Source organism: Nocardia sp. NPDC049190, assembly GCF_040648115.1.
Classification (GTDB): Bacteria; Actinomycetota; Actinomycetes; order Mycobacteriales; family Mycobacteriaceae; genus Nocardia.
Genome location: NZ_JBEZDE010000070.1, coordinates 1 through 13,844 on the forward strand (window position 1 = coordinate 1; position 13,844 = coordinate 13,844).

13 protein-coding genes are annotated in these 13,844 nt (G+C 69.0%); 8 read left to right on the top strand and 5 right to left on the bottom strand.

The window, feature by feature from the left end:
- From AB0B25_RS30775 to AB0B25_RS30785, 3 genes are all read left to right on the top strand, one after another.
- Nucleotides 1-294, top strand: a 294-nt coding sequence (locus AB0B25_RS30775; protein WP_357186988.1) for a hypothetical protein, incomplete at its 5' end; no start/stop codon positions are given.
- 184 nt (nt 295-478) lie between these two features.
- On the top strand, nt 479-1,432 hold the full coding sequence (locus AB0B25_RS30780; RefSeq protein WP_357186991.1) for an AraC family transcriptional regulator: 954 nt from the start codon (nt 479-481) through the stop codon (nt 1,430-1,432).
- A gap of 26 nt (nt 1,433-1,458) precedes the next feature.
- On the top strand, nt 1,459-1,851 hold the full coding sequence (locus AB0B25_RS30785) for a thioesterase family protein (protein WP_357187017.1): 393 nt from the start codon (nt 1,459-1,461) through the stop codon (nt 1,849-1,851).
- A gap of 48 nt (nt 1,852-1,899) precedes the next feature.
- Here AB0B25_RS30785 and AB0B25_RS30790 read toward each other — a convergent pair whose 3' ends face one another.
- The 3 genes from AB0B25_RS30790 to pdhA are packed head-to-tail and all read right to left on the bottom strand — an operon-like array spanning nt 1,900 to nt 5,400.
- Entirely contained in the window at nt 1,900-3,288 is a 1,389-nt protein-coding gene (locus AB0B25_RS30790) for a dihydrolipoamide acetyltransferase family protein (protein ID WP_357186994.1), read from the bottom strand.
- A 19-nt stretch (nt 3,289-3,307) separates the two neighbouring features.
- Nucleotides 3,308-4,291, bottom strand: a complete 984-nt coding sequence (locus tag AB0B25_RS30795) for an alpha-ketoacid dehydrogenase subunit beta (protein WP_357186996.1) — start codon at nt 4,289-4,291, stop codon at nt 3,308-3,310.
- A complete protein-coding gene (gene pdhA, locus AB0B25_RS30800) occupies nt 4,288-5,400 on the bottom strand; it encodes a pyruvate dehydrogenase (acetyl-transferring) E1 component subunit alpha (protein WP_357186999.1) in 1,113 nt (370 codons plus the stop codon). Before pdhA ends, AB0B25_RS30795 begins: the two co-directional genes overlap by 4 nt.
- A 147-nt stretch (nt 5,401-5,547) precedes the next feature.
- Here pdhA and AB0B25_RS30805 point away from each other — a divergent pair, with 147 nt between their 5' ends.
- Both AB0B25_RS30805 and AB0B25_RS30810 read left to right on the top strand, forming a co-directional pair.
- Nucleotides 5,548-6,039, top strand: a complete 492-nt coding sequence (locus AB0B25_RS30805; protein ID WP_357078069.1) for an Lrp/AsnC family transcriptional regulator — start codon at nt 5,548-5,550, stop codon at nt 6,037-6,039.
- A gap of 245 nt (nt 6,040-6,284) precedes the next feature.
- Complete coding sequence (locus AB0B25_RS30810; protein WP_357187002.1) at nt 6,285-7,091, top strand: SDR family oxidoreductase; 807 nt, start codon at nt 6,285-6,287, stop codon at nt 7,089-7,091.
- A 61-nt stretch (nt 7,092-7,152) separates the two neighbouring features.
- On the opposite strand, the gene AB0B25_RS30815 is transcribed toward AB0B25_RS30810, so the two are convergent.
- Nucleotides 7,153-8,373, bottom strand: a complete 1,221-nt coding sequence (locus tag AB0B25_RS30815; RefSeq protein ID WP_357187005.1) for a benzoate/H(+) symporter BenE family transporter — start codon at nt 8,371-8,373, stop codon at nt 7,153-7,155.
- A 209-nt stretch (nt 8,374-8,582) separates the two neighbouring features.
- Between AB0B25_RS30815 and AB0B25_RS30820 the strand changes: the two genes are divergently transcribed.
- Nucleotides 8,583-9,389, top strand: a complete 807-nt coding sequence (locus tag AB0B25_RS30820; RefSeq protein ID WP_357187020.1) for a sulfurtransferase — start codon at nt 8,583-8,585, stop codon at nt 9,387-9,389.
- Between the two features lie 104 nt (nt 9,390-9,493).
- Here AB0B25_RS30820 and AB0B25_RS30825 read toward each other — a convergent pair whose 3' ends face one another.
- Nucleotides 9,494-9,856: a hypothetical protein gene (locus tag AB0B25_RS30825; protein ID WP_357187008.1), complete on the bottom strand. Its 363-nt coding sequence runs from the start codon at nt 9,854-9,856 to the stop codon at nt 9,494-9,496.
- A 178-nt stretch (nt 9,857-10,034) separates the two neighbouring features.
- Here AB0B25_RS30825 and AB0B25_RS30830 point away from each other — a divergent pair, with 178 nt between their 5' ends.
- A complete protein-coding gene (locus tag AB0B25_RS30830) occupies nt 10,035-12,905 on the top strand; it encodes a DEAD/DEAH box helicase (RefSeq protein ID WP_357187011.1) in 2,871 nt (956 codons plus the stop codon).
- The gene (locus AB0B25_RS30835; protein ID WP_357187014.1) at nt 12,902-13,669 is read left to right on the top strand and encodes an SWIM zinc finger family protein; all 768 of its coding nucleotides are present in this window, start codon (nt 12,902-12,904) and stop codon (nt 13,667-13,669) included. Before AB0B25_RS30830 ends, AB0B25_RS30835 begins: the two co-directional genes overlap by 4 nt.
- Nucleotides 13,670-13,844 lie beyond the last annotated feature (175 nt).

Below are 13,844 nucleotides of genomic sequence, written 5' to 3' on the forward strand. Positions count from 1 at the left end.
GTCACCCGCCCTACGCAGCAACGTCCCCTCCCCGGATCAGCGGAGGGGACGTTGCTGCGTAGGGCGGCCATCTTCCGTTGCTCGCTGGTATTTCGGGCTGATGGCAAGCCGGAAACCTTCAACGTGAACACCCAGAACACCGCCGCCCGCGCGACGCGTGCGACTCATCCGCCGTCGGGCTCAGCGCCGAGCAACGGCCGGGTGTGGTCAGCCCACCCACGGAACCGGTCCAGGGCAACGTTGACCTGGTACTACTGCGTCGCGCTCGTCGTTGAGCGCCGTGTCCGCGGGTAGGGCTTACTTTTCCCATATCAACGCATCAGCTGGTGCGGACATTCCAGATCCGGCAGTCGTCGTCTCGATCGGGTAGTCGGCGCCACCCTGTGGTTCCCGACCGATGACACTGTCGCTGGTCTCGGGCGCGACGGAACAGTGTGCAGCGGCTCGTGATCATCCGACGTCGTCTACTGTTTGGCGCGTGGATGCGCTAGCCAGTCTGCTCGAAGGTCCCCGGGCCCGCGGCGCGTTCCTGATGTGTTCGCTCCTGAATCCGCCCTGGTCGTTGCGTATCCAGGACGAGGCGCCGCTGACGGTGCTGTCGATGATTCGCGGCGGCGCGTGGATCCGCGCCGATACCGGCGCGCCCCGGCAACTGAACGCGGGCGATGTTGCGATCTTCCGCGGGCCGGATCCGTACACCGTGGCCGACGACCCGACCACCGAACCGCAGATCGTCATCCATCCCGGCCAGGTGACGAAGACGCCGGACGGCGAAATACTGTGTGAAACACTCAGTCTCGGTGTTCGGCAGTGGGGAACCGATCCCCGCGGCGCCAGCATGATGATCACCGGGACCTACGAGTCCGCGGGCGCGGCCAGCCAGCGGCTGCTGCGCGCGCTGCCGCCGGTCATCGTGCTGCAGCGCGGAGATTTCGACACCAGGGTGCTGGATATCCTGGTCGTCGAGGCGACCAGGGATGAACCCGCTCAGGGGGCGGTGCTGGACAGGCTGCTCGATCTGGTGCTGATCGCGGCGCTGCGGGCCTGGTTCGCCCGCAACGACGCGCCGGCCTGGTACCACGCCTACGGCGACCCGCTGGTCGGCAAGGCGCTACGACTGTTGCAACACAATCCGGCGCACGGGTGGACGGTAGCGGGCTTGGCCGCGGCGGTCGGGGTATCGCGGGCCGCATTGGCTCGCCGGTTCACCGACCTGGTCGGTGAACCGCCGATGGCATTTCTCACCGAATGGCGGCTGGCGCTGGCCGCCGATCTGCTGCACGAGTCCGACGCCACCATCGAGACCATCGCACGCAAGGTCGGGTACGGCAGCGCCTTCGCGCTGAGCGCGGCGTTCAAACGCCACTTCGGCGTGTCCCCGCGCGACCACCGCCAGGGCGCCGGCGCTGCCGAGCTATCGTCAGCCAGGTGACACAGCAGTATCCGGTGCTCTGGCCGATGCCGACCCGGTGGGCCGACAACGACCACTACGGCCATGTGAACAACGTGACGTACTACTCGTACTTCGACACCGCGGTCAACGCGTGGCTGATGCATGCCACCGGCACCGACATCCGTGCGCTGTCCGCGCTCGGCGTGGTCGCGCAGACCTCCTGCCAGTACCTCGGCTCGATCAGCTTCCCCGACCAGTTGCAGGTCGGTTTGCGCATCGCCCGACTCGGCCGCGCCAGCATCACCTACGATCTGGCGATCTTCCGTGCGGCCGACGGTGCGCTGGAACTGGTCGCCACCGGCACCTTCGTGCACGTCTACGTGGACGCCGAGACCCGCAAACCGGTCGAGATCCCGGAGGTCATCCGCGCCGCTGCGGTAGCGCTGGTCACGGAGTGAGCCCGCCACTGTGCGCGGCCCGTCGAAACCGGCGGGGCGTCGCGGTGATCAGACCCGGCTGAGCAGGGTGAGCGGGTCTTCCAACAGTCCCGCGGTGGTGGCGAGGAAGCGGGCGGCCAGTTCGCCGTCGATCGCCCGGTGGTCGAAGCTGACGCCGAGCGTGGTCACCCAGCGGACTGCGAGTTCGTCTCGGAAGACCCAGGGCCGTTTGCGGATCGAGCCGAGGCACAGGATCGCGGCCTCGCCCGGATTGACCAGCGGCATGCCGGCGTCCACGCCGAACACCCCGACGTTGGTGAGGGTGAATGTGCCCCCGCGCAGGTCGGTGGGCGTGGCGGTGCCCGCGCGGGCGGTGTCGGCCAGCCCACTGATCTCGCGAGTGAGGTCACGCAGGCTCAGGGTCTGCGCCTCTTTGACGTTCGGTACGAGCAGTCCGCGGTCGGTGGCCACCGCGATGCCCAGATTCACGTAGTGCTTGGTGGCGATCTCCTGATTCGCTTCGTCCCAGAAGCTGTTCATGCCGGGGAACTCGGCGAGGGCGGCCAACACCGCCTTGGCCACCAACGGCAGCGGCGTGAGGGTCAGGCCCGAGAAGGAGCTGGTGCCGCGTAGGTGGTCGAGCAGTTCCATCGACGCGGTGCAGTCGAGGGTGACCAAGGCGCCGGCCTGCGGGATAGTGCGGGCGCTCGCCGACATGGCGGCAGCGATGCGCTTGCGGATACCGCCGATCGGAGTGCGGATCTCGCGCGCGGTCGCCCGGACGACAGCGGTGTCCGGGCCGATGCCGGCGGGTGGTGTGGGCTGCTCGGTCTGTCGCGGCTGGGAGACGGGCACGGCGCCGCGGACGTCGTCGACGGTGACCGCGCCACCCGGACCGGACCCCGCGACGAACCACAGATCGATGCCGAGTTCGCGCGCCAGCTTCCGTGCGGCAGGGGTGGCCGCCGCCCGCGTCGTCTCGATTCTCGGGCGGTCCACCTCGGGGACCGCCTCGTCCGCGGTTCCGAGAGGAGGTGCGGCGGTGTCGGCGCCGTTGGCTTCGCCGGGGTGCGAAACATCCGGTGTGGCAACGGCCCGCCTGCGCCGCTGGGAAGCCGCCTCCCCGCTGGGGCCGTAGCCCACCAAGACCGAGGTGCGCCCGGCCGCGTCGGTGGTGGCGTCCGGCCCGGCCTGTTCCAGCTCCACCCGGATCAGGGGCGCGCCGACCAGGATGGTATCGCCCGGCCGCGCCAACAACTCGACTATCCGGCCCGCGAACGGACACGGCAGCGACACCACCGCTTTCGCCGTCTCCACTTCCGCGATGGTCTGGTTCAACTCCACCGTGTCGCCGACGGCCACCGCCCAGGACACCACCTCGGCGTCGGTGAGACCTTCCCCGAGATCCGGCAGCGTGAATTCCACTACGGTCCCCGGGGCGTCCTGGCGATCTTCCACGTGGGCACCTTTCCCAGCATCAGGCGGCGAGCGAACGGTCGACCGCGGCGAGAATGCGGTCGGGGTCGGGCAGGTGATGCTTCTCGAGCTTAGCTGGGGGATAAGGGATGTCGAAGCCGCCGACGCGCAGGACCGGCGCCTCCAACTGGTAGAAACAGCGCTCGGTGATCCGCGCCGCGATCTCGGCGCCGAGTCCGGCGAACACCGGCGCCTCGTGCGTGACGATCAGCCGTCCGGTCTTGGCGACCGACTCCTCGACGGTGTCGAAATCCATCGGCGACAGGCTGCGCAGGTCGATCACCTCGAGCGAATGGCCCTCCTCCGCGGCGATTCTCGCTGCCGACAGCGCGGTGGCCACAGTGCCGCCGTAGGCCACGACGGTCACGTCGGTACCGATGGCGCATACTCTGGCGCGGTCCAGCGGCAGCGCTTCGCCGCGGTCGAGTGCGCCGAAGTCGACGTCGTCCTTGTCCCAGTACCGGCGCTTCGGCTCGAAGAAGATCACCGGATCGTCCAGCGCTATCGCCTGGCGAATCATCGAATACGCGTCCGCCGGGTTGCTCGGGGTCGCCACGCGCAGCCCCGCCGTGTGCGCGAAATAGGCTTCGGGCGACTCGGAGTGGTGCTCTACCGACCCGATGCCGCCGCCGAAAGGGATGCGAATCGTGATGGGAGCGAGCACTTTTCCCTGTGTGCGGTAGTGGATCTTGGCCACATGCGACACGATCTGGTCGAACGCCGGATAGACGAAACCGTCGAACTGGATCTCGCACACGGGTCGGTAGCCGCGCAGCGCCATACCGAATGCCGCCCCGACAATGCCGGACTCGGCCAGCGGGGTGTCCACGACGCGATTGTCACCGAAGTCCTTCTGCAGTGTGTCGGTGACCCGGAACACTCCGCCGAGGCGGCCGATGTCCTCGCCCATCAGCACGACCTTCGGGTCGTCCTCCAGCGCGCGGCGCAACCCGGCGTTCAGCGCGGCGGCGAAGGTGGTGATCATGACGGGACTCCTTCCGGTGGCGCGGAGAACTCGCCGGGATCGCCGGTCAGATACTCCGTGTACTCCTTTCGCTCTTCGGCGATCAGCGGATGAGCGGTGGCGTAGACGTGGTCGAACAGCTCCGCGGGAGTGGGGTCGGGCAGGTCGATGGTCGCCGCGCGTACTTGGCGGGCGACCGCGTCGGCGTGCTCGGAAACCCGGCGCTCGAACGCGTCGTCCCAGTGCCCCTCGCGCTCCAGCAGTCTGTGGATCCGGTCGATCGGATCACGTCGCGCCCACTGTTCGGTTTCGGCGGCCGATCGGTACCGGGTGGGATCGTCCGCCGTGGTGTGCGGGCCCATCCGATAGGTGATGGCCTCGATGAACGAGGGGCCGCCGCCGGAGCGCGCCCTGGCCACCGCCTGCCTGGTCACGGCGAGCACGGCGAGCAGGTCGTTGCCATCGACCTGCACGCCGGGCATGCCGTAGCCGTAGGCGCGCCGCGCGATCGGGGTCGCACTCTGCACGCGCACCGGGGCGCTGATCGCCCAATGGTTGTTCTGGCAGAAGAACACCACCGACGCACTCCAGCTCGCGGCGAAGCCGAGCGCCTCGGCGATGTCGCCCTGACTGCTGGCGCCGTCGCCGAAATAGGCGATAGTGGCGATCTCGGCGCCGTCCAGGTGCGCGGCGAAGGCGTAGCCCGTCGCGTGCAGGCCCTGGGAGCCGACGACGATGTTCGGGTTGGTCATGTTCACCGCGTCCGGATCCCAGCAGGAGTGCGCGACTCCGCGCCACAGCCGGGTGAGATCGGTGGGACGCACGCCGCGGCAGTAGGCGACGGCGGCCTCGCGGTAGCTGCAGAACACGTAGTCGTCGGGATGCAGCGCGCGCGCCGAACCGACCTGGGCGGCCTCCTGCCCGCGCAGCGGCGCCCACAGGCCGAGCTGACCTTGACGCTGGAGCGCGGTGGCCTCGGTGTCGATTCGCCGAGTGACCACCATGTCGTCGTACATTCCGCGCAGTTGTTCGGGGCCGACGTCGGCAACCAGCGCCGCGTGCTCGGGATCCAGGACGCGGCGGCCGTCTGGTTGCACCAACTGCACCGGGTAGTCGGGCGTGCCTGACATGGTTACCGCCTCCTCACCACTGATGCTGCAGGCGTCGGCGTGCTCTACCTCACAGCATCCCCCGGACTGCGAACTGCGCAAGTGGCTGACATGCGAATGAGCAGAATGCTCAATTCCGACCGGGGTCTCGATGTCATACTGCGTCGTATGACCAGAGAAAGCGTCGACGTGACGCTGGACGCCACCGACGCCAGGCTGTTGCTGGAACTGGTCGCCAATCCCAGGGCGACGGGTGTCGAACTCGCCGCGCGGTTGGGGTTGTCCCGCAATACGGTGCAGGCCAGGTTGTCGCGTTGGGAGGCCGGCGGGGTGCTCGGGAATTTCGAGCGTCGGGTGCGGCCGCGGGCCCTAGGCTATCCGCTGTCGGCGTTCGTGGCGGTCGTCGTCGATCAGCATCAATTGGATGCGGTGGTGAACGAACTCGCCGAGGTGCCCGAGGTGACCGAGGTGTGCGGGATGACCGGGCTCACCGATCTCACCGTCCGGGTGGTCGCGCGGGACGCCGACGACCTCTATCGCATCGCCGGACAGATCCTCAAGATCCCCGGTGTGGAGCGGACCAACATGGCGCTGGTGATGCGCGAACTGGTCGGACCGCGCACCGCTCCGTTGTTGCATCGACTGGCGAATTCCAGCTGACCTCTCGGTGACCTCGGGCGCGATCGAGGTTCGAGAAGCCCCGCCGTCCGGCAGCGGCCCGGGCGCGCCCGGCGCTGATCGAGCGGGCCCCGCATGGACCGCCCACTCGGGCGACTACTCAACGAGCTTGCGAGTGAACGGGCGGCTTCCGTCACGCCGATCGCTGCGATCACGCATCTGTGGCAGCACGGTGTGGTCGGCGAGTTCACGGCAGTCGGATGGTGGCACCCGGCTAGGGTGCGGGAATGGAGATTTCGGGCAAAGTCGCGATCGTCACGGGGGCGGGTGCGGGGATCGGCGCGGCGCTGGCGCGTCGGCTCGTCGCCGGTGGGGCGCGCGTGGTGCTCGCTGATCTCGACGCCGAGGCGGTCACGGATGTCGCCGAATCCCTCGGGCCGGTCGCGGTCGCGATCGGCGGCGATGTGGCCGACGAGCAGGTGATCCGCGGGTTGATCGAGCGCGCCGAGACCGAATTCGGGCCGGTGGACCTCTATTTCGCGAACGCGGGCATCGGCGGCGGAGTCGGTCTGACCAGCACTGATCAGCAGTGGCTGGCCGCGCTCGAGGTCAACGTCATGGCCCATGTCCGCGCGGCGCGGCTGTTGGTGCCCGGGTGGACCGAGCGCGCGAGCGGCTATTTCGTGGCCACCGCGTCGGCGGCGGGTCTGCTCACTCAGATCGGCTCGGCGCCGTACGCGGTGTCCAAGCACGCGGCTGTCGGTTTCGCCGAATGGCTCTCGATCACCTATGGCGACCAGGGAGTGCGCGTGAGTTGTGTGTGCCCCATGGGCGTGGATACGCAATTGCTGCGCACAGGTTTCATTCCGCGCGATGATGTCGCGGAGGCCGAACTCGCGGTGAAGGCTGTGACCACCGCGGGCTCGGTGCTGTCGCCGGACGAGGTCGCCGAGGTCATCCTGGCCGGGGTCGCCGACGAGCGCTTCCTGATCCTCCCGCACCCCGAGGTGCTGAAGATGTACCGCCACAAGGGCTCGGATTACGACCGGTGGCTCGACGGCATGCGCCGCTTCCAAGCCGCCCTGCAGGCGTAACCGCACCCGCGCTCGGCAGCGGCCCCCGGCGCGGAGGGGCCACGGGTTCGGCGCGGACTGTCTAACGCAGTACCTTGCGCACCACCAGACCGGCGAGCAGAGCCCAGAAGGCCGCGCCGATTCCGGCGAACCCGACGCTGGAGGCCGCGATCGCGAAGGTGACGATGCTCGCTTCCCGGTGCTCGCCGGAGCGCAGGGCGCCACTGAGCGCCGCGCCGAGGGTTGCCAGCAGGGCCAGGCCCGCGACGGTTTCGAGGGTGCCTGCCGGTGCGGTCGCGACCAGCGTGACCAGGGCGGCCGAACCCAGTGCGAGCAGCAGATAGGCGATTCCCGCGGTGAAGGCGGCGGTCCAGCGCCGCTTCGGGTCCGGATGTGCGGCGGGCGCGGCCGAGAGGGCGGCGCTGATCGCCGCGAGGTTGATGGTGTGCCCGCCCGCCGGTGCGCCGAGGATGGTGCCGAGCCCGGTGACGGTCATGGCGGCGCGCCAGGGCACCTGGTAGTCGAACGACGTCAGCACCGCGGTGCCCGGGATGTTCTGCGACGCCATGGTGACGATGTACAGCGGGATCGCGACGCCGAGCATGGTCTGCCAATGCCAGTGCGGCAGTGTCAGTTCCACCGCGGGGGCCATGGCGGCGAGGTCGAGCTGCCGGTGCTGCGCCGCGATGCTGATGCCCGCGCCGACCGCCGCGGCGGCGAACGCGGCGATCACGGCCCAGCGCTGGGCATACCGCTGTAGCACGAGCCAGACGAGGATCACCGGCGCCACGACCGCGGGGCTGGTTTGTACCGCCCGCACCGGCGCGAGGCACAGCGGCAGCAGCACCCCGGCCATCATGGCCTGCGCGATCTCCACCGGGATCGCCGCGATCAGGTTGCCGAGGCGCTGCCACAGCCCGGTGATCACGATCAGCACTCCGGTGAGCAGGAATGCGCCGATCGCCGCGGGCCACCCACCCGCCACGGCCCCGGTGCTCGCGAGCAGTGCCGCGCCCGGCGTCGACCAGGCCAGCGTGATCGGCATTCGATACCGGTAGCTGAGCAGCATCATGCCGATCGCCTGGGTGACACACAGTGCGAGCAGTCCCGACGCTGCCTGCGTCGCGTCTGCCCCGACCGCGGTGAGCCCACTCAGCACCACCGCGAACGAGCTGGTGAATCCCACCAGCGCCGTGACCGCCCCGGCGCCGAGCGGTTGGACGAGCCCGACCCTCGGCGCGGCGGGTTCGGGTCCGCTCGCGGCGGTGGTGGTGGGGGCTTGCGCCGCGGAAACGTTCGACATCTGCCGGATATTGCCCCTGGTCACGGGGCTGTGTCGCCAGCCAGTGCCGGGAAACTGGCCTGACTTGGGCAGCCGCGATCGCGGGTGTCGTGACGTTGCGCTCCGTGGTACGCCCAAGTACCGCGACATCGCCGTGCTCGGATGCGTAGGGTGAGGGCGTCGGTGCGCGAACACCCGATTCGGGATGAGGAGCTGAGTTGAACGCGGTACTGATCTCACCGGAGAAACTTCGGGAAGGCTTGGCGGACAAGCGATTTCGCCTGTTGGACGTCCGCTGGGCGCTGGGCGATCCGGACGGTCCGCAACACTACCTCGACGGCCACATTCCCGGCGCGGTGTTCGTCGATCTGGAAACCGAACTGGCCGCGCCGCCGTCGCCGGCGCGCGGCAGGCACCCGCTGCCGGATGTCACCCAACTGGAGAAGTGCGCGCGCAGCTGGGGCGTGTGCGCCGATGATCCGGTGGTGGTCTACGACGCCACCGGCGGCATGGCCGCCGCCCGCGCCTGGTGGTTGCTGCGCTGGGCGGGTATCGCCGATGTGCGCATCCTCGACGGTGGGCTGCCCGCGTGGGTCGGTGCGGGCGGCACGATCGCGACCGGCGCCGAACCGGACCCCCGACCGGGCGATGTCGAATTGAGCCCCGGTCACCTACCGGTGATCGACGCGGACGCCGCTGCTCGCTGGGACGGTGTGCTGCTCGATGCCAGGGCGGGGGAGCGCTACCGCGGTGAGGAGGAGCCGATCGATCCCCGCGCCGGACACATCCCCGGTGCGCTCAGTGCTCCGACCGCCGAAAACCTCGACAGCGCGGGACGGTTCCGCGGCGTGGCAGAGCTGCGTGACCGCTTTGCCGGATACGGGTCGGGCTCGGTCGCGGTGTATTGCGGGTCCGGAGTGACTGCCGCGCACCAGATCGCGGCGCTGGCCACGGTGGGTATCGAGGCGGCTCTGTATCCCGGGTCGTGGTCACAGTGGTCGAATGACCCGAAGCGGCCGGTCGCGACGGGGAGCTGATCCGGCCCGCGTGCGGCCGGCATCCCTCGCGTCGTCGGCGACGAACATCCGCTCGCCAGCGGCCGACACTCGCAAGAGACCCGTGAACGGGAGCGCGTCCGACCTCACAACCAGGCGCGGGCCAAGAGGTCGTCGTCGGCGACCTCGCTCGTGCGAGGTGGGAACCGGGTGGCCGAGATCGAGCCGGTGTTCTGTCCGTCGTGCCCGATCACCCACGAGCCGCCGCGCTCCTCGCACTCGGCGATCTTGGCGAAGGTGGTGAGCAGGAACGTGATCGCTTCACGCGGATCGAGGGTTCGAGCCAGACGCTGGGATTCACCCGGCCGCGAGAGGTCCAGCCACACACCGGACTGCCCGTCGAGGCGCATGCCGACGATCTTGTCGGCGTGTACGAAGGTGAATTTGCGCCGCTCCCACGGGGTCGTCGGCGTGAAGCTCTGCTCGAGTACCTGGAGCAGAATCGTCATGCTGCCTTCCTCCCGCTTCCTTTGACGCCAAGCTAGGACTGACACCAAGCTAGGACTGCCACCAAGCTAGGACTTCGTCTGCGATGACCAGCGGATATTCCAGTATGTTCCGCGAACGCCCAGAAATCCAGGAAGACGGCGCGGTCACCGTGTCGGACGCGTTTGGTTGGATGGGCGCATGCTGCACGGTCTGTGGTCGCCGGGCTCCGGATTGCTGCTGTGGCCCGATTCACCGGTCACGGCGCTGCCCGACCCGCTCGGTGCCGTGCTGCGCGCATCGAAGTTCCGACACACGGCCGATGTGCTGGTCACCGGACCGCGGGGAACCGCGACCGAGCGGGTGCGGGCCCATGCCATGGCGCCGGCCGCTGCCGCCGTGGCGCTACGGCAGCGGCTGCCGGCCGAGGTGGTGTCGGGAGATCTGCGCTTCCTCGCGCACGTCGCGCAGGGGGTCGAACGCTGGGTGCGCGCCGGGCGCGTCGTACCGGAACTGCGGAGGGAGGACGGGCAGTGGTGGGCGCGCTGGCGGTTGGTCGGCGGCGAAAGGCAGCGCGCCTGGCTGGCCGAACTGGCCGTAGCCATGCCGCAGGCGCTGCGTGTGGCCGGCCGCCCCGCCGCCCTGCTCGAAGACATGGTCACCGAACTCGCCGACCCGATCGCGCGAGCACTGATCGACCTGCCCGATTCCGCGCATCCGTTGCTGGCCGCCCTGTCCGCCGACGTACCCGTGGAGGGCGGCAGCTACCAGTTGGCCGAGGTGCTGGAACGGTGGCGGGCCAGTCTGACCGGTGACGAACCGGATCTGGTACTACGACTGCTCGAACCGGACGGCGAACTCGGCGCCGCCGACGAGTCGGTGGCGCTTTGGCGACTGGAGGTGTGCCTGCGCATCGATGGTGCGGCGCCCGAATCCGTTCCACTGCACGGTGATCCGAACCTGGTCCGAATCGCGGTGGAGAAGCTCGGCGAGGCGCAACGGGCCTATCCGCGGCTGCGTGATCTGCCGAGCGATCCGCGCAGCATGGATCTGCTGCTGCCGACCGAGGTGGTCGTCGACTTGGTCGCGCACGGCGCGCACGCGCTGCACGCCGCGGGCGTGCGGCTGCTGCTCCCCCGCGCGTGGAGCATCGCGGAACCGTCCATGCGGCTGCGGGTGGACAGTGCGGTGCCCGCCGCCGAGAGCACCGTCGGGATGCGTGGCCTCGTCTCTTACCGCTGGGAACTCGCTCTCGGCGACACTGTGCTGACCACCGCCGAGATGGAACGACTCGTGCGGAGCAAATCCGATCTGGTCCAGTTGCGCGGCGAATGGGTGCAGGCCGACCACAAGGTGCTCGCCGCGGCGGCCCGCTATGTCGCCGCGCACACCGACGATTCCCCGGTCACCTTCGCCGATATGCTCGGCGAGATCGCGAGCGGGCGCGTGGAACAGGTACCGATCGCGGAGGTCACCGCCTCGGGCTGGGCCGCGGACCTGCTCGACCATACCCGCGAGCCGGAACTGGTCGCCCCGCCGATCGGTTTGAAGGCCGATCTGCGGCCCTACCAGGCACGTGGCCTGGCCTGGCTGGCCACCATGAGCCGGATGGGTCTCGGCGCGATTCTCGCCGACGACATGGGACTGGGCAAGACCGTTCAGGTGCTCGCCCTGTTGCTGCACGAACGGGAGGCGCGATCGGATGCCGAGGGTGTCGTGGCCTCGCTCGACGCGGCGCGCAGTGGCCAGGCCGCGCCGGGTGGCCCGGCGGGCGAGCCGGCGGGGCCGACGTTACTGGTGTGCCCCATGTCGGTGGTCGGCAACTGGCAACGCGAGGCGGAGCGGTTCGCGCCGGATCTGCGGGTGTGGGTGCACCACGGCGCGGGACGGCGGATGGGCGTCGCACTCGATGACACGGTCGCCGCGGCCGATCTGGTGATCACGACCTACGCGCTGCTCGCCCGTGACGTCGACGAGTTCGGCAGGCAACAGTGGGCGCGGATCGTCCTGGACGAGGCACAGCACATCAAGAACGCGGGAACGCGCCAGGCGCGGGCGGCGCGGGCGGTGCCCGCGCGGCATCGGCTGGCGCTGACCGGGACTCCGGTGGAGAACCGGTTGGAAGAGCTGCGCTCGATCATGGATTTCGCGATGCCCAAGGTGCTCGGCAGCCCGCAGTCGTTTCGAGCGCGGTTCGCGGTGCCCATCGAACGCGAGCGCGACCAGAACGCGATCAGTCGCCTCCACTGGCTCACCCAGCCGTTCGTGCTGCGCCGGGTGAAGACCGATCCGGCGGTGATCAGCGATCTGCCGGAGAAGCTGGAGATGACGGTGCGGGCCAACCTCACCGTCGAGCAGGCCGCGCTCTATCAGGCGGTCGTCGACGACATGTTGGCCAAGCTCAGGGATGCGAAGGGAATGGCACGCAAAGGCGCCGTCCTCGCCGCGCTCACCAGACTCAAGCAGGTGTGCAACCATCCGGCGCATTTCCTCGGCGACGGGTCGGGTGTGCTGCACCGCGGCGCGCACCGCTCCGGCAAACTCGCTCTCGTCGAGGACGTCCTGGACGCGGTCCTCGCCGACGGTGAGAAAGCGTTGCTGTTCACGCAGTTTCGTGAGTTCGGTGCGTTCGTCGTGCCCTATTTGGCGGAGCGGTTCGGCACCGAGATCCCGTTCCTGCACGGCGGAGTGCCGAAGAAGAAGCGCGACGGCATGGTCACCCGGTTCCAGCAGTCGGACGGTCCGCCGCTGATGCTGCTGTCGCTCAAGGCCGGTGGCACCGGCCTCAACCTCACCGCCGCCAACCATGTCGTCCATCTGGACCGCTGGTGGAATCCCGCGGTGGAGAACCAGGCCACCGATCGCGCCTACCGGATCGGGCAACAGCGCAACGTCCAGGTGCGCAAACTGGTCTGCGTCGACACCATCGAGGAGCGGATCGACGAAATGATCACTGGCAAGCGGCAACTCGCCGACCTGGCCGTGGGTGTGGGGGAGAATTGGATCACCGAGCTGAGCACCGCCGAACTGCGTGACCTGTTCGCTCTCGGCGCCGCGGCGGTGGGCGAATGAGTCCGTTCATCGATTACGGCGAGTACGGCAAGAAACTGCCGGTGCACGGCGGGGTCGAAGCGCGCAGTCGTCGGGGCGCGTTCGGGCGCTCCTGGTGGGGCAAGGCTCTGATCGAATCGGTAGAGCAGATGGCCGAGCCGGGGCGGTTGGCGCGCGGCCGCAATTACGCGCGCTCCGGCCAGGTGATCAGCTATCACATCGAGCCCGGCGCCGTGACCGCGGAAGTGCAAGGTAGCCAACCGCGCCCGTTCACCGCGGTGTTCACCGTCCGCCCGCTGCGGGAAGACGAGCTGGAGCTGATCATCGAGACCATCCGGTCGGCGCCGGGCATGCTCGCCGAGATCGCTTCGGGCGCGTTGCCGACCGGCCTCGGACCGCTGCTGTTGCCGACCACCGCGGCGGAACTGGACTTCAGCTGCACCTGCCCGGATCCGGGCTGGCCGTGCAAGCATGTCGCCGCGGTGTGCTACCTGCTGGCCGAGCGCCTGGACGAACGTCCTCGGGAGATTCTCACTCTGCGCGGTCTCGACCTGGACATGCTGATCGGTGGTATCGAGCGCGACGAGCAGTCCGCTGATTCCACTGACCCGTACGGGGACCGCGCCGTATTGCCGGATCTGCCGAAGGTTGCATTCTGTCCGGCCCCAGAGGATTTGGATCCGACGCTATTGCGGAAAGCGCTGCGGATGACCGCAGCCGACGAGTCGACCGCCGCGGCGGGCCACCGCGCCCTCACCGCGGCCTATCACCTGTTCGACCGCTGAGCGGCTTGGTTGGCACTCGGCATCGGGGCTGTCGGCTGCCGCCGGACTTTCGGGGCGGGATCGAGTCCGGCAAAGCATTGTGGGCTGTCTCGGGGTTCTGTCCGCTGAGTTGTGAGATTCCAATCCGTTCGATGGAAGGATCTCCGCTCGTGCCGATGATGTACTCACCGCAGTT

Excerpts from the sequence above, each read along its gene's own strand:
- AB0B25_RS30785 (WP_357187017.1), top strand. The coding sequence starts at position 1,459 with ATGCCGACCCGGTGGGCCGACAACGACCACTACGGCCATGTGAACAAC.
- AB0B25_RS30795 (WP_357186996.1), bottom strand. The coding sequence starts at position 4,291 with ATGATCACCACCTTCGCCGCCGCGCTGAACGCCGGGTTGCGCCGCGCG.
- pdhA (WP_357186999.1), bottom strand. The coding sequence starts at position 5,400 with ATGTCAGGCACGCCCGACTACCCGGTGCAGTTGGTGCAACCAGACGGC.
- AB0B25_RS30805 (WP_357078069.1), top strand. The coding sequence starts at position 5,548 with ATGACCAGAGAAAGCGTCGACGTGACGCTGGACGCCACCGACGCCAGG.
- AB0B25_RS30810 (WP_357187002.1), top strand. The coding sequence starts at position 6,285 with ATGGAGATTTCGGGCAAAGTCGCGATCGTCACGGGGGCGGGTGCGGGG.
- AB0B25_RS30815 (WP_357187005.1), bottom strand. The coding sequence starts at position 8,373 with ATGTCGAACGTTTCCGCGGCGCAAGCCCCCACCACCACCGCCGCGAGC.
- AB0B25_RS30825 (WP_357187008.1), bottom strand. The coding sequence starts at position 9,856 with ATGACGATTCTGCTCCAGGTACTCGAGCAGAGCTTCACGCCGACGACC.
- AB0B25_RS30830 (WP_357187011.1), top strand. The coding sequence starts at position 10,035 with ATGCTGCACGGTCTGTGGTCGCCGGGCTCCGGATTGCTGCTGTGGCCC.
- AB0B25_RS30835 (WP_357187014.1), top strand. The coding sequence starts at position 12,902 with ATGAGTCCGTTCATCGATTACGGCGAGTACGGCAAGAAACTGCCGGTG.